The following is a 24,094-nucleotide window of genomic DNA, read 5'->3' on the forward strand; positions in this document are numbered from 1 at the left end:
GCTTCCTCCAGCTGCGCCGCGCTGCGGGCACGGCGCCTTGCCCTGTTCGGGCGGGCCGGCTGAGCGGCCCGCCCCTGGCTGAGATGGTCAGGCCGCCTTGGAGGCCGGCTCGCCGGTGGCCTTCCACGGCGGGGTCATGCGGTCCCAGACCGGGTTGTTGAGGGTCATGTCCATATCCCGGGCAAAGATCGCGAAGCCGTCGTAGCCGTGATACGGCCCGGAGTAGTCCCAGGAGTGCATCTGCCTAAACGGCAGACCCATCTTCTGGAACACGTACTTCTCCTTGATCCCGGCGGCCACCAGGTCCGGCTGGACCCGCTCGATGAAGCGCTCCAGCTCGAAGGCGTTGGCGTCGTCGTAGACCAGCGTCCCCTCCTTGAGCTCGGGGTAGGTGCGGTCGTAGTCGTCGTCGTGGGCGAACTCGTAGCCGGTGCCGAGCACCTCCATGCCCAGGTCCTCGTAGGCGCCGATGACGTGGCGCGAGCGCAGACCGCCGACGTAGAGCATCACCTTCTTGCCCTCCAGCCGCGGCCGGTACTTGGCGATCACCGCGTCCATCATCGGCTGGTACTTGGCGATGACGGCCTCGGCGTTGGCCTGGATGGTCTCGTCGAACCGGGCAGCGATCTCGCGCAGGCTCTGGGCAATGCGCGTCGGACCGAAGAAGTTGAACTCCATCCACGGGATGCCGTGGGTCTTCTCCATGTGCTCGCAGATGTAGTTCATGGAGCGGTAGCAGTGCAGGAGGTTGAGCTGCACCTTGGGCGTGTTCTCCATCTCGGCCAGGGTGCCGTCGCCGGACCACTGGGCAACCACGTTCAGGCCCATCTCCTCGAGCAGGATGCGCGAGGCCCAGCAATCGCCGCCGATGTTGTAGTCACCGACGATGGCCACGTCGTAGGGCCCGGCCTGGTGGCCGTCGCCGTCGCGGTTCTCCAGGACGTGGTCGCGGATGGTGTCGTTGGCGATGTGGTGGCCGAGGGACTGCGAGACCCCGCGGAAGCCCTCACAGCGCACCGGGATAACCGGCTTGCCGAGGCGCTCGGTGGCCTGACGGCCCACCGAGTCGATGTCGTCGCCGATCAACCCGACGGGGCACTCCGACTGCACGGTGATGCCCTTGTTGAGCGGGAAGAGCATCTCGACTTCGTCGATGATCTTCTCGAGCTTGGGGTCACCGCCGAAGACGATGTCCCGCTCCTGGAAGTCGGAGGTGAAGTTGATGGTGCCGAAGGTGTCCACGCCGGTGTGGCCGGTGTAGTAATTGCGACGGCCGGCCCGCGAGAGCTGGCCGCAGCCCACCGGGCCGTGGGAGATGTGCACCATGTCCTTGATCGGCCCCCAGACCACGCCCTTGGAGCCGGCGTAGGCGCAGCCGCGCTGGGTCATGACCCCGGGCACCGACTTGCGGTTGGAGGTCACGCACTTGCTCGGCTGCTGATCGGCCCCGACGGCGGCCAGGTGCTTGGCGCGCTCCTCGCGGGTAGCCTCGGGATAGACCTCGAGGACCTCCTCGATCAGCGCCTGGGCCTCATCCTGCGTCATGCTGCTCATTGGCTCTCCCCCTTTACGCCGAGGCGGTCTCGTCGGCCTTTTGCCCCACGATGGACTCGTCCTCCTCCTCGAGGATGCCGAACTCCATGAGCAGGTCCTCGAGGTCATCCATGCCCAGCGGCGTGGGCACGACCATTTGGGTGTTGTTGATGACGTTGTCCGCCAGTTCGCGGTAGACGTCGGCCTGCTTGCACTCCGGGTTGTACTCGATGACCGTCATACGCCGGATCTCGGCGTGCTGGACCATGTTGTCCCGCGGGATGAAGCCGATCATCTGGGTACCCAGCCGGCTGGCGAGGTTCTCGATGAGCTCGTCCTCGCGGTCGGTGTTGCGGGAGTTGCAGATCAGCCCGGCCATGCGCACGCCGCCGGAGCTGGCGTACTTCACGATGCCCTTGGCGATGTTGTTCGCCGCGTACATGGCCATCATCTCGCCGGAGACGACGATGTAGATCTCCTGGGCCTTGTTCTCGCGGATGGGCATGGCGAAGCCGCCGCAGACCACGTCGCCAAGGACGTCGTAGAAGACGAAGTCCAGGTCGTCCTCGTAGGCGCCCTCCTCCTCGAGGAAGTTGATGGCGGTGATCACGCCGCGGCCGGCGCAGCCGACCCCCGGCTCCGGGCCACCGGACTCGACGCACTTGGTGTCGCCGTAGCCGACCTGCAGGACGTCCTCGAGCTCAAGGTCTTCGACGCTGCCCGCCTCGGCGGCCAGGTGCATGACCGTGTTCTGCGCCTTGGCATGGAGCATCAGGCGGGTGGAGTCGGCCTTCGGATCGCAGCCGACGATCATCACCTTCTTGCCTTTCTCGGCGAGCGCCGCCACCAGGTTCTGCGTGGTGGTGGACTTGCCGATGCCGCCCTTGCCGTAGATTGCTGCCTGTCTCATGGGTTAATCCCTCCTGACCGATGGTTACGTCGGCCGCCTCAGCGGCTCGCACCCGGGTTTTGCAACCGGCGTGCCAGCAGGGGGCAACGACGGACCCGCTGCGCCGAAGGTGACCCGCCGCGTTTACGCAACCCGTTGATCCAAAAGACTTATAGGAAGACCAGGAACGATCAGCAAAGAAAGGGCGAACACCCCCGGGGGCCCGGCCCGACGATCCGGGACGGCCCGCAGGCCCGTGGCAAGTCCGACATGATCGGCCGGGGGTTGTCGGGGAGCGGACAAGGGGGAAGAACCGCTCCCCGACCGACAGGAGGGATGCTTCAGTGCTCACTGAAGACGGCGGTGTGACCGCGGTCGCTGAAGGCGAGGACCTGATAGGACTCATCCGGCTGGCCGGGGATCCACTTGCGTCGCATCGCCCCTGCTCCTCATCGACAGGTTGTGTGGCACCGGTCGTCATTATTGATCGAACGCAATCCGGATGCCACCCCCTCCGACGGGGCGAGCGACGCTCAGGCGCGTTGGGGTGACGAGGCGACGCCGACGGCCCGCGCCGCCAGATCGCGGGCGCAGGCCTCGATCACGGTCACACCGTGGCGGGCCAGGTAGCGCCGCTCCTTGCCGGCCGTGGCGGGCAACAACGCCCAGCCCTTGGGCTCGCCGGCCTCCTGGGTGATCTCGGTGAAGAGCATGCGCTCGGTATCCCGGGTGAAGCGAACCCCGAGACTCAGGTAGCGCACGCCCCGGCGCCGCTCCTTGAGGAACCGCGGCAGGGCAAAGCCGCCCATCAGTTCGGTGAGGTAGTCCACAAAATCGGCGTCCGAGGCAACGAAGCTCGGCTCGGGCCGGGGCGACCCCAGGGGCTTGAACAGGATCGGACCCGCCGGCGACGGCGGCGACTCGGCCGCCTCGTCGTGGAGCTCGTGGTAGCCGATGCTGTCGTGCCGGAAGACCCGATAGCGTCGCCCGCCAGTGACCCGTGCGACGCCCTGAACCAGCAGGTGCGGGGTGCCGGCCCAGGCGTCCTGGAGCTGGGTATCCCGGTTGAGATCCACCACCCAGGCCGGCCGCTGCTGCGCCAGCCAGTCGATCACCGGCGCCCGGGTCCAGGGGACCTCGCCGAAGCAGGTCCGCAGAAAACGCTCCAGATAGGGGCGTCCGTGATCCTGCTCGACCTTCATCGCCGCCCGCGAGAACTCGTGCATCAGCACCGGCGACATCGGCTTGCCCTGATTCAGCGCGAGGATCAGCCGCTCGTTGTCTGCCGGCATGGCATCGCCGGTCTCCGGGTGACACGCCCCGTCCAGCGCGCCCGGCCCGAGCACCGGGACGACGCTGCCGTCGGCGAAGCCGTGGGTCCAGCGGCGGATACGCTCGTCATCCAGTCCCGGATGGCTCATGGTTCTCCCCTCCCTGGCCGGCCCGCGCCCGATCCCGTTGGACCTGGCGGGCCCGCTTTTCCTGCAGGGCCCCGCGGATCCGCTCGCGCAGCTCGTCATCCAGCGGGGCAACGTCGGGCGGGTGCACGGTCTCGCAGAGGAGCACGTGCAGACCCATCGCCGTTTCCACCGGGCCGCGCACCTCGCCGGCGGCCATCTCGAACAGGGCCGCGTCCAGCTCCTCATGCAGCTGCCCCCGCGCCACCCGGCCCACCAGCCCGCCGTGCAGGGCGCTGGGGCACTCGGAGTGGCGCTCGGCGGCGGCGGCAAAGCCCCGCGGGTCGTCCGCCAGCTTCCCGGCCAGCTTCTCCGCCCGCGCCCAGGCCCGCTGCCGGGTATTCTCCGGGAACTCGTCGTTGATGGTGATCAGAAGATGGCGCACGGTGCGCGTCTCGTCCCGCTGGAAGCGCTCCGGATGCTCGCGGTAGAAGCGCTCCACGTCCTCGTCGGTGACCTCCGGCACCTCGGCGGCCAGCGGCGCCAGGGCGTGCTCCGGAACCTGCAGCGTACGCCCCGGGAAGCGGACCTGGTAGGCCGGCCCGGTGCGTGCATCGCGCAGGACGCGGATGATCTCGCCCACCGCACCCGGCTCGGCCACCACCTCGCCATGGACGGCGAGCCGCCGCGTGGGCGTGACGCGGTCGCGAAACTCGAAGCGGGTCTCCACCCAGTGGCTGGCTGCATCCATGAGCTCCTCCTCGCGACAGCCGACCATGCGGTCCTGATCCAGAAAGAAGACGCTGTAGACGATCTGATCCTGCAGGAAGGTCCCCACATCACGGACGTAACCCACGCTCCCCCGGGGGACGAGCAGCTCACCGCGGGCCACGCCGGGGTAGGTGCCGTCGTTGCGGATGTTGCGCGCCACCCGCACCGCCGCGCCGATCCGGAACCGCGGCAGCATCAGCCGAATCCTCCACGGCCTATTCGCGCCACCGGGACCTCGCCGCTCGCCCCCCGGGCCACCTGCCGGTGGATGCGCAGCGCGGCCTGGCTGCGGGCGTCGGAGCCGACGAAGTCGTCGTGGGCGCGTTGCAGCAGTGCCCGGGCCTGCCCCTCGGCCTCATCGGGTGTCGCCGGCGGCTCGGCGCTGGCGTAGTCGTGGAAGCGCTGCAGGATATGCAAGCGGTAGACCCGCAGCAGCTGTGGATCGTAGGCCACGCCGAGGCCCTCGAACCACGCCTCCGCGCCTTCCAGGCCCTCCTCGTTTTCCGGTTCCAGCGGCTCCAACCACTTCATGGCAACCTCCTCTACACCTCGACGGCATCCTCGGCGGCCGCGGCCGCCCCTTGCGCCACCAGCGCACGCAGCTCCGCGGCACTGGGGGCACGCTTGTGAGTGACACTCCAGCGGCGGATCAGCGGCAGCAGCGCCCGGGCCTGCTCGCGGTCCAGGCTCACCCCGGCCTCGCGGCACGCCGCCTGGACCCCGCGGGTGCCGGAGTGCTTGCCGAGGACGAGCTCGTGGCACCGCCCGACCTCGTCCGGATCCAGACCCTGGTAGTTGCGGGCGTCCTTGAGCAGCCCGTCCACGTGGATCCCGGCCTCGTGGCTAAAGACACCGGCGCCGACCACGCTCTTGCCCCAGGGCACCGGCCGGCCCGAGGCGGCCTCCACCAGTGCCGCGACACCGGTCAGGCCGGCGGCGTCGACCCCGGTGGTCCGGTCACAGAGCCGATGAAGCGCCAGGGTCACCTCCTCGAGCGCGGCGTTGCCGGCACGCTCGCCCAGCCCGCAGACGGTGGTGTTGACGTGGGTGGCACCGCCGCGGACGGCGGCCAGGGTGTTGGCCGTGGCCAGACCGAAGTCGTCGTGGGCGTGCATCTCCAGCTCCAGGCCGGTGGCCGCGCGCAGGCGCTGGAAGAGCTCGTGGACCGCGAACGGCTCGGCGATGCCAACCGTATCCGCGATGCGCAGCCGGCGCGCCCCGGCCGCCTCCGCACAGTGCGCGACCTCGACGAGGAAATCGGGATCGGCGCGGGTGGCGTCCTCGCCGCCGACACTCACCGCCAGCCCTTCGGCCCGCGCCCGCCGCACCCATGCATCGATCCGACCCAGCACCCAGCGGCGGTCGCGGCCGAGCTTGTGCGCAATCTGCTGATCCGAGACCGGGATAGAGCCGTCCACCCCCCAGACCCCCAGCCCGACACACGCCCGCAGGTCCGCCTCGCGCATGCGCGCCCAAACCAGCAACCGCGCCGACAGCCCGGCGGAAACCAGGGCCCGGATGTCGGCCCGCTCCTCGGGCCCCATGGCCGGGATGCCCACCTCCAGCTCGGGCACGCCGATCCCGTCGAGCGCCGCGGCGATGGCACACTTCTCCGCACGGGTGAAGGCCACGCCGGCGGACTGTTCGCCGTCGCGCAAGGTCGTATCGTCGATCACCACCGCGCCCATCACTCCTCCGGCCCGAAGCACTCGGCGAAATCGCTGCAGGCGTCGCAGGACGGCGCCCGGCACGTATAGATTCCGGTCTCTTCACACAACCGCTTGTAAAGGAACTTCTTCCACTTCATGTCGCGGTCGTTCAACGCACAGAGCGCGGGGAAGGCGTCTTCCATCAACGCCGTGAGCTCCCCACGGGAGCGCAACCCCAGGTCCTGCCAGAGATGATCCCGGCCCAGACAGCCGGCGGCGACGATGCGCGCCAGCCAGCGCTCCGAGCGATCGGCGCCGCGGCGGTAGCGAAGCAGCAGGTCGGCGACATCCGCCTGCTCGTCGGCCAGCGGTTGCGAGAGCGTCGTCGGCTCGGGGAACGGGGTCACCGCGCCCACACTGGGAAAGTGGCGGCCCATCATGGCCACGTACTCGCCCGGCTCCAGACCCATCCACGCCGGCAGGACGCTCTCGCCGCTGAGCCAGGCGGCCACCAGCCGGCCCAGCGCGCGATCATTGGGCAGGCCGGTGGCCTCGGCCAACAGCCCGCCGCAGGTGTAGGGGGCAAAAACCCGCCCATCGGGCTCGGGCGGCAGCGAATGGGTGCGGTTCATGGCGTACCCTCCTCTTCCCGCAGCTGCTCCTCCAACTCCTGCCAGGTGGCCTGCTGGCGTCGGCGCACGGCCTCCGGATCCAGCGACCGGCCCGCTACCCGGGCCCGGCTGAACTCCGCCCCGCGGTCCTCGCCGATCAGCCCGGCGGCATCGGCACGGCACTGCTGGCAGTGGCTCATCACGGCGATATCACTGGCGCAGGCGGCCCGCAGGCCGAGCAGCTCGGCGTCGCTCGGACCGCGCTGGCCAATCTCGCCGAAGTAGGTGCCGTGGCTGGGGTCGGAGATCAGGGGCATGACGTTGTGCAGGAACGCCCCGCGCTGGCGGACCGCCCGGGAAACGACAGGTAGATGCTGATGGTTGATCCCGGGGATGGCCACCGAGTTGACCTTGACCAGCACGCCGCGGGCGGCCAGCGCCTCGATGCCGGCGAGCTGGCGCTGCACGAGGATCCGGGCGGCCTCCAGGCCACGCCGGCGCCGGTGCTCAAAGAGGATCGAGGGGTGGATGCGCGCGCCGATCTCCGGGTCGATGGCGTTGACCGTCACCGTGACGTGCTCCACCTCGAGGGCCACCAGATCGTCCACGTAGTCGGGCAGCGCCAGGCCGTTGGTGGACAGGCACAGGCGCAGCTGGGGAGCCACCTCGCGGATGCGCTCGAAGGTCTCGAAGGTGCGGCGCGGGTTGGCCAGGGCGTCGCCCGGTCCGGCGATGCCCACCACCGACAGCTGCGGGATTTCATAGGCCACCGCCAGGGTCTTGGCCGCGGCCTCCTCCGGAGTGAGCACCTCGGAAACCACGCCGGGGCGGGACTCGTTGGCGCAGTCGTACTTGCGATTGCAGTAGTTGCACGAGAGGTTGCACCCCGGGGCAACGGCCACGTGCAGCCGCGCGAAGTGGTGGTGGGCACGCTCGGAGTAGCAGGGGTGGTCCCGGACCTTGGCGCGCAGCGCCTCGGGCAGGTGCTCGAGCCCGTCGCCGGGCGCCCCCTCGCCACCGACGCCGGGGCAGCCGGCGGCGGGGTCGCAGGTGGTGGAGCCGGATGCGTCCATTGTCTCTCCCTCCGTCGGGACCGGAGCCGCGCTCCGGTCGGGCTTGCCCGCTCTTTTGCAAACCTCGTGCCGGATCACGGGAGCGGCCAACCGCCCGTCTCGCCGTGCCTCCCGCCGCGGCATTCGCCGCGCGTGTCGCAAACCCCACACAGCCGCGTGTCGCGTCCGCCACGCCGCCAGCAACGGCTCATAGGCTCTTGACCGGGATGTCGAGGGTCTTGATCCGGTAGGCGATCTGCCGCGGCGTCATGCCCAGCAACCGCGCCGCCTTGGCCTGCACCCAACCGGTGCGCTCCAGCGCGGCGATGACCCGCTCGCGCTCGTCCAGGTTTGGGTCGTTCGGGTCCGGGGCCGCCGGCCCGGCGGGCAGCACCCCGCCCTCGACGGCCGGCGAGCCGTCCTCGGGGATCCCGGCCAGGATCACGGCCTCCTGGTCGATGCGGCCGTCCTCGCTCATGATCGCCGCCCGCTCCAGGGCGTTCTCCAGTTCGCGAACATTGCCCGGCCAGTGGTAGCGCATCAGCGTGCGGATGGCGTCGTCGGAGATCTCCAGCGCCCGCTCCTGGTTGCTGGCGATGCGCCCGACGAGGAACCGGACCAGCTCCGGGATGTCCTCGAGGCGCTCGCGCAGCGCCGGCATGGTGATGGTCATCACGTTGAGCCGGTAGTAAAGGTCCTCGCGGAACTCCCCGGCGGCCACCGCCGCCTCCAGATCGCGGTTGGTGGCGGCGAGCACGCGCACGTCCACCCGCCGGGTCCGGGTGCTGCCCACCCGCTCGAACTCCCCCTCCTGCAGGACCCGCAGCAGCTTCGCCTGGAAGGCCGGGGAGATCTCGCCCATCTCATCGAGGAAGATGGTGCCGCCGTCGGCCTGCTCGAAACGCCCCACCCGGCTCTGCACAGCGCCGGTGAAGGCGCCTTTCTCGTGGCCGAAGAGCTCGCTCTCGAGCAGGCTGTCGGGCAGCGCCGCGCAGTTGAGCTTGACAAAGGGCGCGTCGGCCCGGGGCGAGTTGTAGTGGATGGCGTTGGCCAACAGCTCCTTGCCGGTGCCGGACTCACCGCGCAGCAGCACCGTAGTGCTCCACTGCGCCACCCGGCGCACCTGCTCGAAGACCCGGCGGATAGCCGGGGTCCGGCCGATGACGTTCTCGAAGCCGTAGCTCTCCTGCACCTCCCGGCGCAGGCGGTCGCGCTCATCGACGATGGCCGCCTGCTCACGGTCAACCTCGGTGGCCAGGCGGACCGTCTGTGCGACCAGGTTGGCGACCATCTGCATGAACCGAGAGCGCTCGGCCAGCAACGCGCCCTCGTCGGCGGCGGGCTGGGCGGCGAGTACGCCCACCGGCGGGTCCTGCTCGCCGGGGCCGTTGATGGGTACACCGATGAACGGCAGATCCGGATCGTAGAGACCGAGCCGATCGAGGAAGCGCGGCTCCTCGGAGATGCGCCGCACGATCAGCGGCTCGGCGTGATTGAGGATCTCGCCAACGATCCCCTCGCCCGGCCGGTAGGCGACCTCATTGGCGGGGCTCTGCCCGTACAGCGCGCGGACGATGGTCTCGCGGCGGACGGGGTCGCGCAGGGCGACCATCCCGGAGTGCATATCGGCGTGCTCGTGGAGCACTTCCAGGACGGCCTGAAGGGTCTCGCGCAGGTCGAGACTGCGTGAGAGTACGCGGCTGACCTGGTACAGCGCCTCGAGCTGGGCCTCGACCAGTCCGGCCCGGGCGCGTTCTCGGGGGCCGACGGACGTGGGGTTCTCCATGAATACTCCCCTCCGCTAGGTGCATCGGTTTTGGCTGGCCCAGATGGGGTCAGGGGGCCCCAAGGCGTCATTGAACGCGCCGAGCATCGCAGCCCCGGCAGGGGTTCGGCGCGAACCTTTACGGGTTCGCGCCGATCAGCGCGCAGCCACAGCGAAGCGTGCTCTGCGCGCGGCCCTGCCGGGGTGAGAAGCGCAGGAGACCCGCAGGGCGCGTTCGTCAGACGCCTTGGGGCCCCCTGACCCCATCTGGGCCAGCCAAAACCGTTGCAACTCCCGTTCCAGACAGCCGGCGAACCGTCGACCCCCGTTTGTCGCGTTTCTCACAGTGATTCACGGAAGGTGATGCTTTTGTCGTCTGTGCCACATCGGTGCAACGGCACCTCTTTGGTGCAAATGGGCGAGGTTCGGACGGGATGACGCGGGGTTGCGGGACCGTGGTGCTCAAAGGGTACCGGCTGGCACGGCTGATGCTTGACCCGTAGCGAACGCCGCCGACGGGCCGGGAAAGGGAAAGAGGATGACGGAATACCTGCTACTGCTGCTCGGCGTCGCCCTGGTGAACAATGTGGTCCTGACCCAGTTCCTGGGGCTGTGCCCGTTCATGGGTGTGTCGAACCGACTGGATACCGCCCTGGGCATGGGCCTGGCCACCACCTTCGTACTCACGTTGGCGGCGGCGGCCGGGTGGGTGATCGAGCACGCCCTGCTCATCCCCCTGGACCTGGAGTTCCTGCGCATCCTCAGCTTCATCCTCGTTATCGCCGGGACCGTGCAGTTCACCGAGATGGCCGTCGCCCGGGTCAGCCCCGCCCTGCACCAGGTTCTGGGCGTCTTCCTGCCGCTGATCACCACCAACTGCGCCGTGCTCGGCGTGGCCCTGCTCAACATCCAGGAAGCGCACACCTTCGCCGAGAGCCTGGTCTTCGGCGTCGGAGCGGCGCTCGGTTTCACGCTGGTTCTGGTCCTGTTCGCCGGCCTGCGCGAGCGGCTGGCCACGGCGGCGGTGCCGGCCGCCTTTGCCGGTGCCCCCATCGGCTTCGTGGTCGCCGGACTGCTGTCGCTGGCGTTCATAGGACTGACCGGACTGCCCGAAGGAGGGTGAGGCGATGTATGCAGCGATGCTGGTTCTGACCGGGATGGCGCTGGTGATCGGGTTCCTGCTGGCCGTGGCCGCGCAGTATCTAAAGCCGCCGCCGGACGAGACCGCCGAGGAGGTGGAGCGCGTCCTGCCCGGTACCAACTGCGGCCAGTGCGGCCTGCCCGGCTGCAGCGTCGGCGCCCGGGCCGTGGCCGCCGGCGAGCTGCCGGTGAACTTCTGCCCGCCCGGCGGTCGCGCCGTGGCCGAGGAGATTGCCCGGATCACCGGGCAGCCGCTGGTCCTGGAAGACGGCGACGACGGCGTCCGCCGGGTGGCGCGGGTCACCCGCGAGGACCTGTGCACCGGCTGCCTGAAGTGCATCAAGGCCTGCCCCACCGATGCGGTCATCGGCGCACCCAAGCAGATCCACGGGGTATTGCCCGAGGCGTGTTCCGGCTGCACGGCGTGCATCGACGTCTGCGCCACCGGCGCGCTGGAGATGGTCCCGGAGCCGGTCACCCTGGCCAATTGGCGCTGGCCGCGACCGACGGAGGCCTGCGACCGTGCTGCTTAGCAAACCAAAGATCATCCGCGGCGGCGTACGCACCGAGTCGCGCAAGCAATCCACCGCAGAGGCCCCGCTGGAACCCCTGCGGGCCGGGCAGCGGCTCTACGTCTCGCTGGCCCAGCACATCGGCGCGCCCGCCCTGCCGGCGGTCGCACCGGGCCAGGACGTCGCCAAGGGGCAGTGCATCGGCACGCCGGAAGCCGGCCTCTCGGCCGCCGTCCACGCCCCCACCTCGGGCCGGGTGGTGGCCATTGACCGCCATCCGGCGCCGCACCCCTCGGGGCTGACCGTCCCCACCGTGATCATCGAACCCGACGGCGAGGAGCGCTGGGCGCCGCAGCTGCCGGACCCGATGACCGCGCCGGCCGGGCAGCTCGACCCTATGGCCATCGCCACCCGGGTGGCCGAGGCGGGCATCGTCGGCATGGGGGGCGCCGCCTTCCCGGCGGCGGTCAAGCTCGGCGCCGGGCAGCCGGTGGCCACCCTGATCCTCAACGGCGGTGAGTGCGAGCCGTACCTGACCTGCGACGACCGCCTGATGCGCGAGCGCGCCGCCGGGATCATCGACGGCGCCCAGCTGATGGCCCGCGCCCTGGGAGCCGAGCGCACCGCCATCGGGGTCGAGGACAACAAGCCGGAGGCCATCCACGCCCTGCGCCGCGCCACCGACGCCCTGGGCGGCCCCGACGTGGTGCCGGTGCCGAGCCTCTGGCCCCAGGGCTCGGAAAAACACCTGATCTACACGCTGACCGGCTGCGAGGTACCCGCCGGGGCGCGGGCGGCGGATATCGGCGTGGTGGTGCACAACGTCGGCACCGCCTACGCCGTCCACCGCGCCGCCCGCCACGGCCGACCGCTGATCAGCCGTCCGGTCACCGTCGGCGGCGGCGCCGTGGCCGAGCCGACGAACTTCGAGGTGCCCCTGGGTCTGCCGCTGCAGACCCTGCTCGAGGCGGCCGGCGGGCTGCGCGAGGACCCGGCCCGGGTGCTCGCCGGCGGTCCGATGATGGGCCAGGTGGCCCCGCTGGAGGCCGGCGTGGCCAAGGGCACCAACGGCGTCATCGCCCTGACGGCCGCGGAGATCCGCGAGGCCGAAGGGCGCCCCTGCATCCGTTGCGGGCGCTGTGTCGATGCCTGCCCGATGGGGCTGATGCCCTTCGAGATCGCCAACCGCGCCGCCGCCGGCGACGTCGACGGCGCCGCGGCCAGCGGCCTGATGGACTGCCTGACCTGCGGTTCCTGCGCCTACGTCTGTCCCTCGGCGCGGCCGCTGGTCCAGCTCTTCCACCACGCCCGCGGTCAGCGCGCCGAGCAAGCCGCCGCCAAGGAGCGCAGCGAACTGCAGCGGCGCATGGCCGAGCAGCGGGCGGAGCGCCAGCGACGCGAGCAGGAACGCAAGAAGGCCGCCGCCGCGGCCCGCCGCCGCCAGCGGGCGCAGCAGAAGGCCGCCGGCGGCGATTCGGAAAGTCCAGCCCAGGAGCAGCCGCAAAACGAGGAGAAGGAGACTCAGACGTGAGCGAGCTGGTTGCCGGCCCCCACACCCGGGCCCCGCTGAGCCTGCCCACCCTGATGCGCCAGGTGCTGCTCGCCGCAGCACCCGCCACCGCCTTCGGGGTGTGGCTCTACGGCTGGCCGGCCCTCAATCTGCTGCTGATCACCCTGGTCACCGTGGTGGCCGCCGAGGCCGCCTGCCTGCGCGCGGCCGGACGCCCGGTACGCAGCGGCGTGGGTGACAGCTCCGCGCTGGTCGCCGGCTGGATCCTGGCCATGAGCCTGCCGCCCTGGGCGCCGTGGTGGATCGGTGTGATCGGCGGACTGCTGGCGGTGATCCTGGGCAAGGGGGTCTTCGGCGGCACCGGGCAGAACCTCTTCAATCCCGCCATGGTCGCCCGCGTTGCCCTGCTCATCGCCTTCCCGGTGGAAATGACCCGCTGGGTGGAGCCGGCCCCCCTGGGCTCGGCAACCGCCCCCGGCTTCCTGGAATCGCTCGGGATCACCTTCGCCGGCGCTGCTGACTGGGACGCAGTGACCGGCGCCACCACCCTCGACACCGCGCGCACCGCGGTCACCGAGGGGCAGAGCATCGAGACCGCCCTGCCCGAGGCCTATCAGCCGGCGCTGGCCCTGCTCGGCTACGCGCCGGGCAGCCTGGCGGAGGGCTCGGCACTGCTGCTCGCCCTGGGCGGGCTCTACCTGATCTACCGGCGGGTCATCGCCTGGGAGATCCCGGTGGTCATGCTCGCCACCCTGGCGCTGCTCGCCAGCGGCTTCCACCTGCTGGACCCGGATCGCTACGCCGATGCCGGCGTCCATATCCTGGCCGGTTCGACCCTGCTGGCGGCCTTTTTCATCGCCACCGACCCGACCACCTCGCCGGCCACCACCCTCGGCCGTGCGGTCTTCGCCGCCGGCTGTGCGCTGATCGTCTGGGTGGTGCGCACCTATGGCGGCTACCCGGAGGCCACCGCCTTCGCGGTGCTGCTGATGAACGCCTTCACCCCGCTGATCGACCACTGGATCCGCCCCCGGGTCTACGGCCGGACCCGGCTGGGCGCGCCGCTGAGCACGGACCGGGAGGGCCCATGAGCACGCCGGAGCGCCCCAGCTACCAGCAGCGCACCGCCTACCACGTCACCCTGCTCGGCATGGTGGCCCTGCTCAGCAGCGCCGCGCTGGTCATTGCCGACCTGCAGACCCGCGAGCCGATCGAGGCGGCCCGCGAGCGCCAGCTCGGCGAGCGCATCGCCCAGGTCACGCCGGTACACAGCGCCGCCGACGCCCCGCTGGAGCGCACCGTCACCGTCGAGCACGACGGCCGCCGACACACCGGCTGGCAGCACGTGGAGGGCGATGCAGTAACGGCGGTGGCGCTGGAGAGTCAGGCCCAGGGCTACGGCGGCACCATCCGGGTGATCGTCGGCATCGACCGCGACGGCGAAATCCTGGCCGCACGCGTCACCGAGCACCGGGAGACCCCGGGGCTCGGCGACGACATCGAGGCCGAACGCTCCGACTGGATCGACGCCTTCGAGGGGCGCTCCCTCGGCGATCCCCCCGAAGAGGCTTGGGCCGTGGAGAAGGACGGCGGCGAGTTCGACCAGTTCACGGGTGCGACCATCACCCCGCGGGCGGTGGTCGAGGCCGTCCACGCCGCCCTGCACGCCTTCGAGGCCCACCAGGACCGGCTGCTCGACCCCCGCGCCGGCCGCCAGCGGACCGCCGATGGCGCAACCGAGGAGACCGACGATGGCTGACACCGATGCCGGACTCGCCGACCGGGAAGCACCCGCCCCCGAGGGCCGCTGGCGGCGCATCGCCCGTGAGGGGCTTTGGGACAACAACGTGGTCTTCGCTCAGCTGCTGGCCCTCTGCCCGCTGCTGGCGGTGACCTCTACCGCCACCAACGGTCTGGGGTTGGGTCTGGCCACGCTGTTCGTGATGGTGCTCGCAGCGGTGCTGGTCTCCACCCTGCGCGGGCTGATCACCGACCCGGTGCGCATCCCGGTGTTTATCCTGCTCATCGCCACCCTGGTCACCGTGGTGGATCTGTTCATGGAGGCCCACCTCAACCCCCTCTACCAGGCGCTGGGGCTGTTCATCCCGCTGATCGTGACCAACTGCGCCATCCTGGCCCGGGCCGAAGTCTTCGCCTCGCGCCATCCGCCCGCCGAGGCCGCCTTTGACGGACTGATGATGGGCCTGGGCTTCACCGCCATCCTGGTCGTTCTCGGCGGCGTGCGCGAGCTGCTCGGCGCCGGCACCCTGTTCGACCAGGCCGGGCTGATGCTCGGGGATGCCTTCGCTTTCCTGGAGATCACCGTCTTCCCTGATTACCCCGGCTTCCTGCTCATGGTGCTGCCGCCGGGGGGCTTTATCGCGTTAGGATTTCTGATGGCCGGCAAGCGGCTGCTGGATCGCCGCCGGGAGGCACAGACGACATGAGCGAGCACGAGGCGCAGAACGACCCCCTGCAGGTCTCGGTGGCCTACGTCGAGGGCAGTGAGCACTTCTGGCGCTGCCTGCAGGTGCCGGCGGGGACCACCGCCGCGCAGGCCGTGGCACAGAGCGGCCTGCAGCAGCGCTTCCCGCACCTGGAGCTGAGCGCGCTCAAGCTCGGCGTCTTCGCCAAGCCGGTCAAGGCTGATCGGGTTCTCGAGAACGGCGACCGCGTGGAGGTCTACCGGCCGATCACCGCCGACCCGGAGGCCCTGGCCGGCGAAGAGGCGGATTCATGAGCGGCTGCCTGGAGCGCGAGGCGGTGGTCATCGAGACCCGCGGCGATCAGGCCCGGGTCCACGCCGACCGGCCGGCGGCCTGTGGCGCCTGCAAGGCGCGCGGGGCCTGCGGCGCGCAGCTGCTGGACCGCCACCGCGGGGCGCGGGGCGTGTGGGTGCGCAACGCCATCGGCGCCCACGCCGGCGAGGCGGTGGTGGTCTCGGTGCCTACCGGCGCCCTGCTCGGCGGCGCCCTGGCCGTTTACCTGCTGCCGCTGGCCGGCCTGCTCGGCGGCGCCCTGCTCGCCGACGCCGGACTCGGCGCCGGCACCCCGGGCACCGTGGCCAGCGCGGCGGCGGGTCTGGTGGCTGGACTACTGGCCGCACGGCGTCTGCTGCAGCGTCGCCGCAGCCCAACCGGGCAACTGAGCCTGCGCCGCCCCGGCAGCGCCTAGAAGCGCAGGCGGACGCCGACACGCCCGCCGCGATTGCGCGACTCCTCGTACTCGAAGACGCCGTCAAAGAGTCCCTCCACCAGCTCGACTCGGGCGCTCAGGGTCAGGCGACCATTGCCGATGCGCAGCAGACGCTCCTCGGGATCGTCCGGGTCGTCCATGCCCAGGTAGTAGGCATAGTGGGCGCCCACGCTCCAGCGCTCGGACAACGGTCGCTGCACACCCAGCCCCACGGTGGCACCGGCCCGGCGGTCCTCCCGGCAGGCGTCGTCGTCGTCTTCCTCACACTTTTCAAGGTTGCGCCGCTCGCGGGCGGCCGTTGCATACACGTCCGTCCCGGCCACCACGTCGCTCCGATGCCAGCCCAGGCCGAAGGCGTAGTGCTCCAGGGCGGCGCGGGTGTCTTCGGCGTCCCCGCCCCCCAGGCAGTCGCCGACGCAGGCATCCGTGCCCAGATAGTCGAAGTAAAGAAAACCGCCCGCGGCGGACTGCCAGGAGGCGCGCAGGTGGCCGCCGATGGCCCGGCGATAGTCGATGGCCTCAGCGTCCGGATCTCCCTCCGGGCGGACGCTCAGCGAGCCGTCGAAGACGACCTGGGCGAAGGCCAGCTGGACGTAGCTCTGCGGTCGTTGCTCCTCGGCGGCGGCCGGCGCCAGCCCGAGGACGAGGAGCAGCACCCAGGCGATGCCTGCTCGAGCCCGGCTCGGGCGTGATTGCGGGTTGTCGCTTGCTCGCATCCGGGAACCGGCCCACGCGGCGGGGTGAGTACGGAACCTAACCGCTCGTCCGCGGCGATTCAACGCCTGCCTCAGCGGCCGATCTGCAGGACGTCGCCGCCACGCAGCAGTTCGCAGTGCACCCCGGCGGCGGCGGCCTGCTCGCGCAGCTCCTCCTCGATACGCGCCGCCGCACCGGGTTTGAGGTGCGTGACCCACACCCGCACGCCTGCGGGCCAATGCCGCAGTTCTTCAACGAGCTGCGCCGGGGTGTAGTGGCCCACCTGACGGGCCAGCGACTCCAGAGCATCGGGGAAGGCGCACTCGATGATCAGGGCATCCGGCATCCCCAGCTCTTCAAGCCGCTCACGCAGCGCCGGCGAGGCACCGGTATCGCCGCTGAAGACAAGGCTGCCGCTGCCATCGTCGATGCGATAGCCCACAGCCGGGACGCTGTGCCGCGCCGGCAGCGGCGTGATGTGGAACGCACCGAGGATCAAAGCCTGAGCGGAGGGCAGCGGCTCGAAGACAAGCACCGGCTCCTGCGGGGTGGGGATGGCGGTGAAATCCGGCCACAGGACGCCGTTGAACAGGTGCTCGCGCAACACGTCGAGCGTCGGCGCCGGCGCATGGACGCGGATGGGCGGGGTGCCGTCACCGATACGGGCGTCGGCCATCAGCCCCAGGTAGGCGGTGTGATCCAGATGGGCGTGGGTCAGCAGCACATCGCGGATGCCGCCGAGCTCCGCGGCGGTCAGGTCGCCGACGCCGCTGCCGGCGTCGACGAGCAGCCAGCCGTCCACCAGAAAGGCGGTGGTGCGCAGCCCCTGGCCGATTCCGCCACTCGTGCCCAGCGCGCGCAGCTCCATCGCCCCTCCGGTGGTTTCGGGTCGCCGCCCGGGACGACCCGAGGGTCACTCAGCCTTTGCGGCGCAGGACCCAGATCTCCAGCAGCGACCACTCCTCGCCAGGATAGTTCTCCTGCTCGAGCTGCGACATGCGCCGGTGGCGCGAGGCCATGCTGCCGACGAACTCGAAGCGCTCGAGGAGCATGCGCTTGGTGGCGTCGGCCTTCTCCAGGGCAAAGGGATTGAGGAAGTTGACCAGCATGTACCCCTCCCCCTGCTTGCTGGCAAAGGCGTCGAGGATCTTCTCGATGGCCTCCGGCTCCAAGTAGACCAGCGCGGCGGTGGAGATGACCACATCGGCCTCGGCCATGGTGCGCTCCACGGCCTGCTGCGTCTCGGCCGGCGGGGCGTTAAGGTCGGCCTCGATGGTCTCGTCGTAGATACCGGCCTGCTTGCCGTAGGCGAGCGCACTGCCGGAGATGTCGATCCCGGTGACGCGCGCGGGGAAGCGGCGCTCGGCCTCGATGTTCAGCGCGGCGTCGCGATCGCGCCAGTTGTGGCGGATGGCCTCGAAGTCCATGCCGTACAGGGTGGCCATGGTGGTGTTGCCGAAGCAGGCGCACAGGTCCACGAAGTTCACCGGCTGGCCACCGGCGGTCTGCTTCTCGACCCAGGGCAGGATCAGGCGATCGAAGGTCTGGCGATTGAAGTTATCGGAGACGTAATCGAGGGCGTCGAGGATCTGTTCCTTGAAAGGAACCGGGGAGTCGGCGATGTAGATATCGTCGAAGTGCTGTTTCTTTTCGTCGGTCTTGACACCGGTGTCGCTCATGCGGGCTTCTCCCTTTCGCTGATTTGCGGCGTATCCTCCCGCTGAGGCCCCCGCGGGTCAAGCCGGACACCGCCCGGCACGACACCGCGGACCATTGTGTTCAGGAGCCTGCGCGCGTACCTTTCCCACAGGGAGAGTCCGACAGAATGCTCAGGAGGGACGATGGAATTCGACACGCTCGGTGGCAAGCTGGCGCTGGTTGGCCTGACCGGTGTGGCCTTCGCCGTTCTCTACATGCTGTTCATCGCGATCGCCGTCGATCCGCGGCTGATCTCGATGGACTGGCTGGTGGTCTCGGTTCTGGCGGGTGCCGGATGCAGCTACCTGATCTACCAGTACAAAGGCATCATCAAATAGAGCGCACCGGGGCCGTCCGGATCGACTGCGCCGGAGCGTTGCCGTGAGCGATGCGTACGAGCCGCCGCTGACCGAGCAGCGCCTGGCGCAGCTCCTGGAAATCGGTGTAGCCCTGTCTGCAGAACAGGATACCGACCGACTGCTCGAGCGCATCCTCAGCGGTGCCCGGGCGCTCACCTCAGCCGACGCCGGAACCGTCTACCAGGTACGCGACGGGCAGCTTCACTTCAACACCGTCCACAACGACACCCTCGAACTCCACCTCGGCGGCACATCGGGACGCCCGATCGACTTTTCGCCCCTGCCGCTGTACCTCGAAGACGGCACCCCGAACACCCGCAATGTGGCGGCGTACGCCGCGGTCCACGGGCAAACCGTGCGCATCGACGACGCCTACGACGCGCAGGGGTTCGACTTCTCCGGCACCCGGGCGGTGGACGCACGCACCGGCTACCGGTCGCAGTCGTTCCTGACCGTACCGCTGCGGGACCACGAGCAGACCGTGATCGGCGTGCTGCAGCTCATCAACGCCGTGCGCGACGGCCAGACCGTGCCCTTCTCGCCGCGCGATGCGCGCATTGCCGAATCGCTGGCCTCCCAGGCCGCCATCGCCCTGACCAAGCAGGGTCTGATCGATGCCCAGCGCCAGCTGTTCGAATCGTTCACCGAAGTCCTGGCGCGGGCCATCGACCGCAAGAATCCGACCACCGGCCGCCACTGCGAGCGCGTCCCGCAGCTGACGCTGATGATCGCCGACGCCGCCTGCCGGACCGCGCAGGGCCCATTGGCGGATTACCGGCTCAGCGCCGAGGAGCACGAGGAGCTGCGCCTAGCCGCCTGGCTCCACGACTGCGGCAAGGTCACCACCCCCGAGGCGGTGGTGAACAAGGCGACCAAGCTTGAACGCCAGACGGACACCATCGAGGAGGTGGCCACCCGAGCCGCCGTCGTCCGCCAGGAAGCGGAGGCCACGCGGCTGCGCCGGCATCTGAGCGGCGGCAGCCAAGAGGCGAACCAAGCGGACACCGATTACCGGACGCTCTGCCAGCGCCTGGACGACGACCTGACCTTCCTGCGCAGTGCCAACATCGGCGGCGAGGCCATGGACGACGCCGCGCGCGAGCGGGTGGCGGCCATCGCCGACGCCTACAGCTGGACGGACGCCGCAGGCCATCGACAGCCTCTGCTCACCGCCGGGGAGATTGAACACCTGCAGATCCGCCGCGGCACGCTCAGTGACGCCGAGATGGAACAGATGCGCGACCACGTCCGCGTCAGCCGCGAGATGCTCGATCAGCTGACCTACCCGCGCCATTTGCAGCGGGTGCCGGAGATCGCCTCGCAGCACCACGAGCGCATGGATGGCGGCGGTTACCCCGAGGGCATCACCGGGGCACAGATGAGCCGACGGGCCCGGATGATGGCGCTGGCCGACGTCTTCGAGGCCCTGACCGCCGCCGACCGCCCCTACAAGCCAGGCAAAAAGCTCAGCGAGGCGGTGCGCATCATGGGCTTCATGACCCAGGACGGCCACTTCGACCCGGAGCTCTTCGACGTGTTCATCCGCGAGGGCGTCTACCGCGACTACGCCCGGCACTTCATGCACCCCGAGGCCATCGACGAGGTCGACGAGGCCGCCATCCCCGGCTACCGGCCGTAGCCGTGCCGCACACCCTGCGCAGCCGCCTCGCCCCGCTAACGATCGGCGTGCTGCTCCTGGCCCTGGTGGTGACCGCCACCCGCAGCAACTGGCCGCCCCTGCGCGCGACGGTGGAGGCCGCCGAGCAGCTGATCTACGACCAACGACTGATCTGGTCGCAGCGCACCGGGCTGGACGCCCACGACGAGGTCGAGATCGTCATCGTCGATATCGATGAGCGCAGCCTCGGGCGCGTCGGCCGCTGGCCGTGGCCGCGGAGCACCGTGGCCGAGCTGCTCGAGGCGCTTTGGGCCGCCGGGGCCGTGGTGGTCGCCTTCGACATCGTCTTTGCCGAACCCGAGCACAATCCCGCGGAGCAGGTGGCCCGCGGGGTGGACGACCCGGCGCTGCGTGAACGCGTCGGTGAACTCGCTCCGCGATTCGACGGCGATCGCCGCCTGGCCGAGCAGCTGGAGCGCGGCGACTCGGTGCTCGGCTTCTTCCTGCACCACGACGAGACCACCAGCCATACCGGCAGGCTCCCCGATCCGGCACCGGGGCTGGATCCGGCGACTGGCGACTCCACGGTCATCCACCGCTTCGACGCCTACACCGGCAACCGCCCCGCCCTCCAACAGGCCGCCACAAGCGGCGGCGCCTTCAGCATTGTCCCCGACAGCGACGGTGTGGTACGCCGGGCGCCACTGCTGCTCGGCCACGGCGAGAAGGCGTACCCGAGCCTCGCGCTGGAGACGGCACGGGTCTACCAGCTCCTGGACAGTCTGCGAGTCGAGACAACCCGTATCGGCGACTACAACGCCGTGGCGGCGGTGGGGCTCGGCGCTGCCCGCCTGCCCACGGATGCCCGGGGCCAGGCCCTGATCCCCTATCGCGGTCCGCAGGGCAGCTTCCCCTCGATCAGTGCCGCAGACCTGCTGACCGGCGATGTGGACGATGGAATCCTGGAGGGCGCCATCGTCCTGGTGGGTACCAGCGCCATGGGCCTCTACGACATGCGCGCCACCCCGATGCAGGCAGCCTTTCCGGGCGTCGAGATCCACGCCAACTTGCTCGCCGGCATCCTCACCGACGACCTGCCCCGGGAGCCGGCCTGGGTCGAGGGCGCCGACCTGCTGGCCACCCTGGTAGCCGGGCTACTCGCCGCCGGCCTGCTGCCCTTTCTCGGGCCGCTCGCCACGCTGGCGGTCACCGCCGCCCTGCTGGCCGCAATCCTGGGCGCGAACCTGTGGGCCTGGGCCCAGTGGGACCTGGCCCTGGGCGCCACCGCCCCGCTGGCTGCCGTGCTGCTCATCGGTGCCGGCAACCTCTCCTGGGGGTTCCTCTTCGAGTACCGGCGTCGTCAACAGCTGCGCCAGCGCTTCGGCGAGTACGTCCCGCCGGAGCTGGTCGCCCGCATGGCCGAAGCCCCGGGCTCCTATACCCAGACGGGCGAGACGCGGGAGATCACGGTGCTCTTCGCCGACATCCGCGGCTTCACCACGCTCTCCGAACAACTCGACGCCGCGGCGCTGCGCGAACTGCTAAACCGCTTCTTCACGCCCATGACCCGGGTCATCTTCGAGCACGGCGGGACCATCGACAAGTACGTGGGGGATCTCATCATGGCCTTCTGGGGCGCCCCGCTCGACGACCCGGAGCACCGCCGCAATGCGGTCGCCGCAGCGCTGGCCATGCAGCGCGAGGCGACCCGGCTGCGCGAGGAACTGGCCCGCGAGGGGCTGCCGGCCATCGAGATCGGCGTCGGCCTGAACTCCGGACCGGCGGCCGTCGGCGATATGGGCTCGGCCTACCGCCGGGCGTACACGGCCCTGGGCGATACGGTCAACCTGGCCTCCCGGGTGGAGGGGCAGACCAAGACATACGGCGTTGGCGTACTCGTCACCGAGCACACCCGCACCGGGCTGGAGGCGGTGTACCGGTTCCGTGAGGTCGATCGGGTGCAGGTCAAGGGGCGCGAGGAGCCGGTCACCCTCTACGAGCCAATTGACGCGCCCCAACCACCTGCAAAAACCTGAAACTTTTTATTCTTCCAATTTCAGTCCGGCTCGCTTAGCTTAACCGTAAGGGCGCCAAGGTTAACCCCTTCCTCCAAGGCTGCGACGGGATGGCTGGGCATGATCAAACGCACCGGGCTCTGCGCCCTCTCCCTTCTGTTCGGTTCCAACCTCGTCCAGGCAGAGCCCGATCCCCCGGATACGGGGATCGAAATCGAGTCCGGGGATACCCTGTGGGACCTGGCCGCCGAACACCTCGGCAACCCACTGCTCTACCCGTGGATCTGGCAGGCCAACCCGACCATCGCGGATCCGGCCCGTATCCGCTCCGGCGACCGTCTCGCCCTGCCGCAATCGCCCCGGATCCCGCCCGCCCTGCGTCCCGAGACGCCGCATGCCGAGCCGCCCGCACCACCGACTCCGGCAACTGCGCCGCCGGCCCGCCAGGTGGCCCGGGATATACGGCTTGCCGTCGAGGCGGAAGACTACGAGCAGGCGGTCGCCCTGTCCCGGGACCACGAAGCGCTGACCGGGGTCCCGGTGTACGACTTCGAGGCCGGGCGGGCCTACCTGCGCAGCGGGGATATCGACGAGGCGGTGGTGCACTTCGACCGGGCCGTCATGGTGGCCCCGGATGCGCCACGCTACCGGCTGGAGTACGCCCGCGCCCTGTTCGCCGCGGAAGACCATGCGGCCTCGCAGCGCCAATTCAAGCGGGTCCTGGAGACCGAAGAGGTGCCCGAGCCGGTGGCGCAGAATATTCAACGGTTTCTTGAGGCCATCGATGCCCGCCTGACCTCGCGCCGTCCGGAGACCCGCGCGCAGGCGGCGATCGCGGCCGGCTACGACTCCAACCCACTCTACTCCGCCGACGACGAGTTCCTCTTTCTCGGCTTCTTCCCGGTCGACTTCGAGCGCGAGTCCGACACCTTCCTCGACACCCGGGCCCGGGTCGAGCACCGCCGGCCGCGGACCCGCACCAGCAGCTACCAGTACCTGGGCGAGATCGAGCACCGTCGCCACAGCGACGTCAGCGCCGCCGACCAGACCGAGGCACGATTGCGCGGTGGACTGGCGTTCGAGGGTTCCGAGGGCCGCTCCTATCGGGTGCCACTGGAACTGCGGCACACGAGGCTCGATGGCGACTCGTTCCGCACTCGACTCGCCTTCGCCCCCGAGGCCGTCCTGCCCCGGGGGCCGACCCGGCAGCTGCGGGTGCAGGGGCAGCTGGCCTACGCCGACTACGACAACGACGACCGCGATGCGCTCACCCTGGGCGCCTCGGCCACCTCGCTGCACGTGCTCGATCCGCAGAGCGCACTGCTGTTCTACGCCGGAGTCGCCACTTCGTACGATGCCGCCGACGAGGACGAGTTCACCAAGGCCCGTGCCGGCGGCTTTCTGGGCCTCCAGCGGGCCTTCTTCGAGGACACCACGGCCAGCGTGACCGCCACCGCCTCCCACGAGCGCGCCCGGGAGGCCCGCTCCACCCTGGCGGCCTTCCCCGACGAGGACAACGGCGCCGAACGCGCCACCACTTACGAACTGCGGGGCGCACTGACCCACCCCCTGGGGGACTCCGGGTTCACCGCCTTCACCGAGGGCGCCGTGCGCGAGAAGCAGTCGAACATCGATCTGTTCGAGTTCACCCAGCGCGAGATCTTCGCCGGAGTGCGCTATGACT

24 protein-coding genes are annotated in these 24,094 nt (G+C 70.1%); 12 read left to right on the forward strand and 12 right to left on the reverse strand.

All coding sequences use genetic code 11. The annotated features are described in order from the left end of the window. Positions 1-87 precede the first annotated feature (87 nt). The 9 genes from nifD to nifA form a co-directional block, all read right to left on the reverse strand. Complete coding sequence (nifD, locus tag LRG10_RS10485) at positions 88-1,554, reverse strand: nitrogenase molybdenum-iron protein alpha chain (RefSeq protein WP_201168069.1); 1,467 nt, start codon at positions 1,552-1,554, stop codon at positions 88-90. Between the two features lie 13 nt (positions 1,555-1,567). After that, on the reverse strand, positions 1,568-2,443 hold the full coding sequence (gene nifH, locus LRG10_RS10490) for a nitrogenase iron protein (protein ID WP_201168071.1): 876 nt from the start codon (positions 2,441-2,443) through the stop codon (positions 1,568-1,570). Between the two features lie 512 nt (positions 2,444-2,955). Then, the gene (locus LRG10_RS10495) at positions 2,956-3,843 is read right to left on the reverse strand and encodes an SIR2 family protein (RefSeq protein ID WP_201168074.1); all 888 of its coding nucleotides are present in this window, start codon (positions 3,841-3,843) and stop codon (positions 2,956-2,958) included. Then, the gene (locus LRG10_RS13275) at positions 3,821-4,786 is read right to left on the reverse strand and encodes a nitrogen fixation protein NifZ (RefSeq protein WP_201168077.1); all 966 of its coding nucleotides are present in this window, start codon (positions 4,784-4,786) and stop codon (positions 3,821-3,823) included. The genes LRG10_RS10495 and LRG10_RS13275 overlap by 23 nt, the downstream gene beginning before the upstream one ends. After that, positions 4,786-5,121: a nitrogenase-stabilizing/protective protein NifW gene (gene nifW / locus LRG10_RS10510; RefSeq protein WP_201168080.1), complete on the reverse strand. Its 336-nt coding sequence runs from the start codon at positions 5,119-5,121 to the stop codon at positions 4,786-4,788. The genes LRG10_RS13275 and nifW overlap by 1 nt, the downstream gene beginning before the upstream one ends. Positions 5,122-5,132: 11 nt before the next feature. Beyond that, on the reverse strand, positions 5,133-6,278 hold the full coding sequence (nifV, locus tag LRG10_RS10515) for a homocitrate synthase (protein ID WP_238635535.1): 1,146 nt from the start codon (positions 6,276-6,278) through the stop codon (positions 5,133-5,135). Further along, on the reverse strand, positions 6,278-6,871 hold the full coding sequence (locus LRG10_RS10520; protein ID WP_201168087.1) for a nitrogen fixation protein NifQ: 594 nt from the start codon (positions 6,869-6,871) through the stop codon (positions 6,278-6,280). Before LRG10_RS10520 ends, nifV begins: the two co-directional genes overlap by 1 nt. Then, on the reverse strand, positions 6,868-7,923 hold the full coding sequence (gene nifB / locus LRG10_RS10525; RefSeq protein WP_238635536.1) for a nitrogenase cofactor biosynthesis protein NifB: 1,056 nt from the start codon (positions 7,921-7,923) through the stop codon (positions 6,868-6,870). The genes LRG10_RS10520 and nifB overlap by 4 nt, the downstream gene beginning before the upstream one ends. 187 nt (positions 7,924-8,110) lie before the next feature. Next, positions 8,111-9,688 carry a nif-specific transcriptional activator NifA gene (nifA, locus tag LRG10_RS10530; protein WP_238635537.1) on the reverse strand — a complete coding sequence of 526 codons (1,578 nt, stop codon included), beginning with the start codon at positions 9,686-9,688 and terminating at the stop codon, positions 8,111-8,113. Between the two features lie 517 nt (positions 9,689-10,205). Between nifA and rsxA the strand changes: the two genes are divergently transcribed. Genes rsxA through LRG10_RS10570 form a run of 8 tightly spaced genes read left to right on the forward strand, consistent with a single transcriptional unit; the run spans position 10,206 to position 16,003 of the window. Further along, the gene (rsxA, locus tag LRG10_RS10535; RefSeq protein ID WP_238635538.1) at positions 10,206-10,790 is read left to right on the forward strand and encodes an electron transport complex subunit RsxA; all 585 of its coding nucleotides are present in this window, start codon (positions 10,206-10,208) and stop codon (positions 10,788-10,790) included. 4 nt (positions 10,791-10,794) lie between these two features. Further along, complete coding sequence (locus LRG10_RS10540; protein ID WP_201168096.1) at positions 10,795-11,340, forward strand: RnfABCDGE type electron transport complex subunit B; 546 nt, start codon at positions 10,795-10,797, stop codon at positions 11,338-11,340. Further along, a complete protein-coding gene (gene rsxC, locus LRG10_RS10545; RefSeq protein WP_238635539.1) occupies positions 11,330-12,850 on the forward strand; it encodes an electron transport complex subunit RsxC in 1,521 nt (506 codons plus the stop codon). Before LRG10_RS10540 ends, rsxC begins: the two co-directional genes overlap by 11 nt. Beyond that, entirely contained in the window at positions 12,847-13,920 is a 1,074-nt protein-coding gene (locus tag LRG10_RS10550) for an RnfABCDGE type electron transport complex subunit D (RefSeq protein WP_201242815.1), read from the forward strand. The genes rsxC and LRG10_RS10550 overlap by 4 nt, the downstream gene beginning before the upstream one ends. Beyond that, positions 13,917-14,588: an RnfABCDGE type electron transport complex subunit G gene (locus tag LRG10_RS10555; RefSeq protein WP_201168102.1), complete on the forward strand. Its 672-nt coding sequence runs from the start codon at positions 13,917-13,919 to the stop codon at positions 14,586-14,588. The genes LRG10_RS10550 and LRG10_RS10555 overlap by 4 nt, the downstream gene beginning before the upstream one ends. After that, positions 14,581-15,276, forward strand: coding sequence for an electron transport complex subunit E (locus tag LRG10_RS10560; RefSeq protein ID WP_207190267.1), 696 nt, complete (start codon positions 14,581-14,583; stop codon positions 15,274-15,276). The genes LRG10_RS10555 and LRG10_RS10560 overlap by 8 nt, the downstream gene beginning before the upstream one ends. Next, entirely contained in the window at positions 15,273-15,569 is a 297-nt protein-coding gene (locus LRG10_RS10565) for an RnfH family protein (RefSeq protein WP_201168104.1), read from the forward strand. Before LRG10_RS10560 ends, LRG10_RS10565 begins: the two co-directional genes overlap by 4 nt. Then, positions 15,566-16,003, forward strand: a complete 438-nt coding sequence (locus LRG10_RS10570) for a SoxR reducing system RseC family protein (protein ID WP_201168106.1) — start codon at positions 15,566-15,568, stop codon at positions 16,001-16,003. Before LRG10_RS10565 ends, LRG10_RS10570 begins: the two co-directional genes overlap by 4 nt. Here the strand turns inward: LRG10_RS10570 and LRG10_RS10575 are convergent. The 3 genes from LRG10_RS10575 to LRG10_RS10585 all read right to left on the reverse strand — a co-directional run bounded on the left by LRG10_RS10575 (position 16,000) and on the right by LRG10_RS10585 (position 18,399). Continuing rightward, positions 16,000-16,740 carry an outer membrane beta-barrel protein gene (locus LRG10_RS10575; RefSeq protein WP_238635540.1) on the reverse strand — a complete coding sequence of 247 codons (741 nt, stop codon included), beginning with the start codon at positions 16,738-16,740 and terminating at the stop codon, positions 16,000-16,002. The genes LRG10_RS10570 and LRG10_RS10575 overlap by 4 nt on opposite strands. Positions 16,741-16,811: 71 nt before the next feature. Then, positions 16,812-17,588, reverse strand: a complete 777-nt coding sequence (locus LRG10_RS10580) for an MBL fold metallo-hydrolase (RefSeq protein ID WP_238635541.1) — start codon at positions 17,586-17,588, stop codon at positions 16,812-16,814. A gap of 49 nt (positions 17,589-17,637) precedes the next feature. Beyond that, entirely contained in the window at positions 17,638-18,399 is a 762-nt protein-coding gene (locus LRG10_RS10585; RefSeq protein ID WP_201242804.1) for a class I SAM-dependent methyltransferase, read from the reverse strand. A gap of 162 nt (positions 18,400-18,561) precedes the next feature. Here LRG10_RS10585 and LRG10_RS10590 point away from each other — a divergent pair, with 162 nt between their 5' ends. The 4 genes from LRG10_RS10590 to LRG10_RS10605 form a co-directional block, all read left to right on the forward strand. Further along, positions 18,562-18,756, forward strand: a complete 195-nt coding sequence (locus LRG10_RS10590; RefSeq protein WP_201168112.1) for a hypothetical protein — start codon at positions 18,562-18,564, stop codon at positions 18,754-18,756. Between the two features lie 43 nt (positions 18,757-18,799). Further along, positions 18,800-20,416 (forward strand): HD family phosphohydrolase, encoded by a 1,617-nt coding sequence (locus LRG10_RS10595; protein WP_238635542.1) that lies wholly within the window; start codon positions 18,800-18,802, stop codon positions 20,414-20,416. A 2-nt stretch (positions 20,417-20,418) separates the two neighbouring features. Beyond that, complete coding sequence (locus LRG10_RS10600; RefSeq protein WP_238635543.1) at positions 20,419-22,431, forward strand: adenylate/guanylate cyclase domain-containing protein; 2,013 nt, start codon at positions 20,419-20,421, stop codon at positions 22,429-22,431. Between the two features lie 99 nt (positions 22,432-22,530). Further along, a partial coding sequence (locus LRG10_RS10605; RefSeq protein WP_238635544.1) for a tetratricopeptide repeat protein occupies positions 22,531-24,094 on the forward strand: 1,564 nt, incomplete at its 3' end.

The sequence above is a fragment of the Halorhodospira sp. 9628 genome, assembly GCF_022228075.1.
Classification (GTDB): domain Bacteria; phylum Pseudomonadota; class Gammaproteobacteria; order Nitrococcales; family Halorhodospiraceae; genus Halorhodospira; species Halorhodospira halophila_A.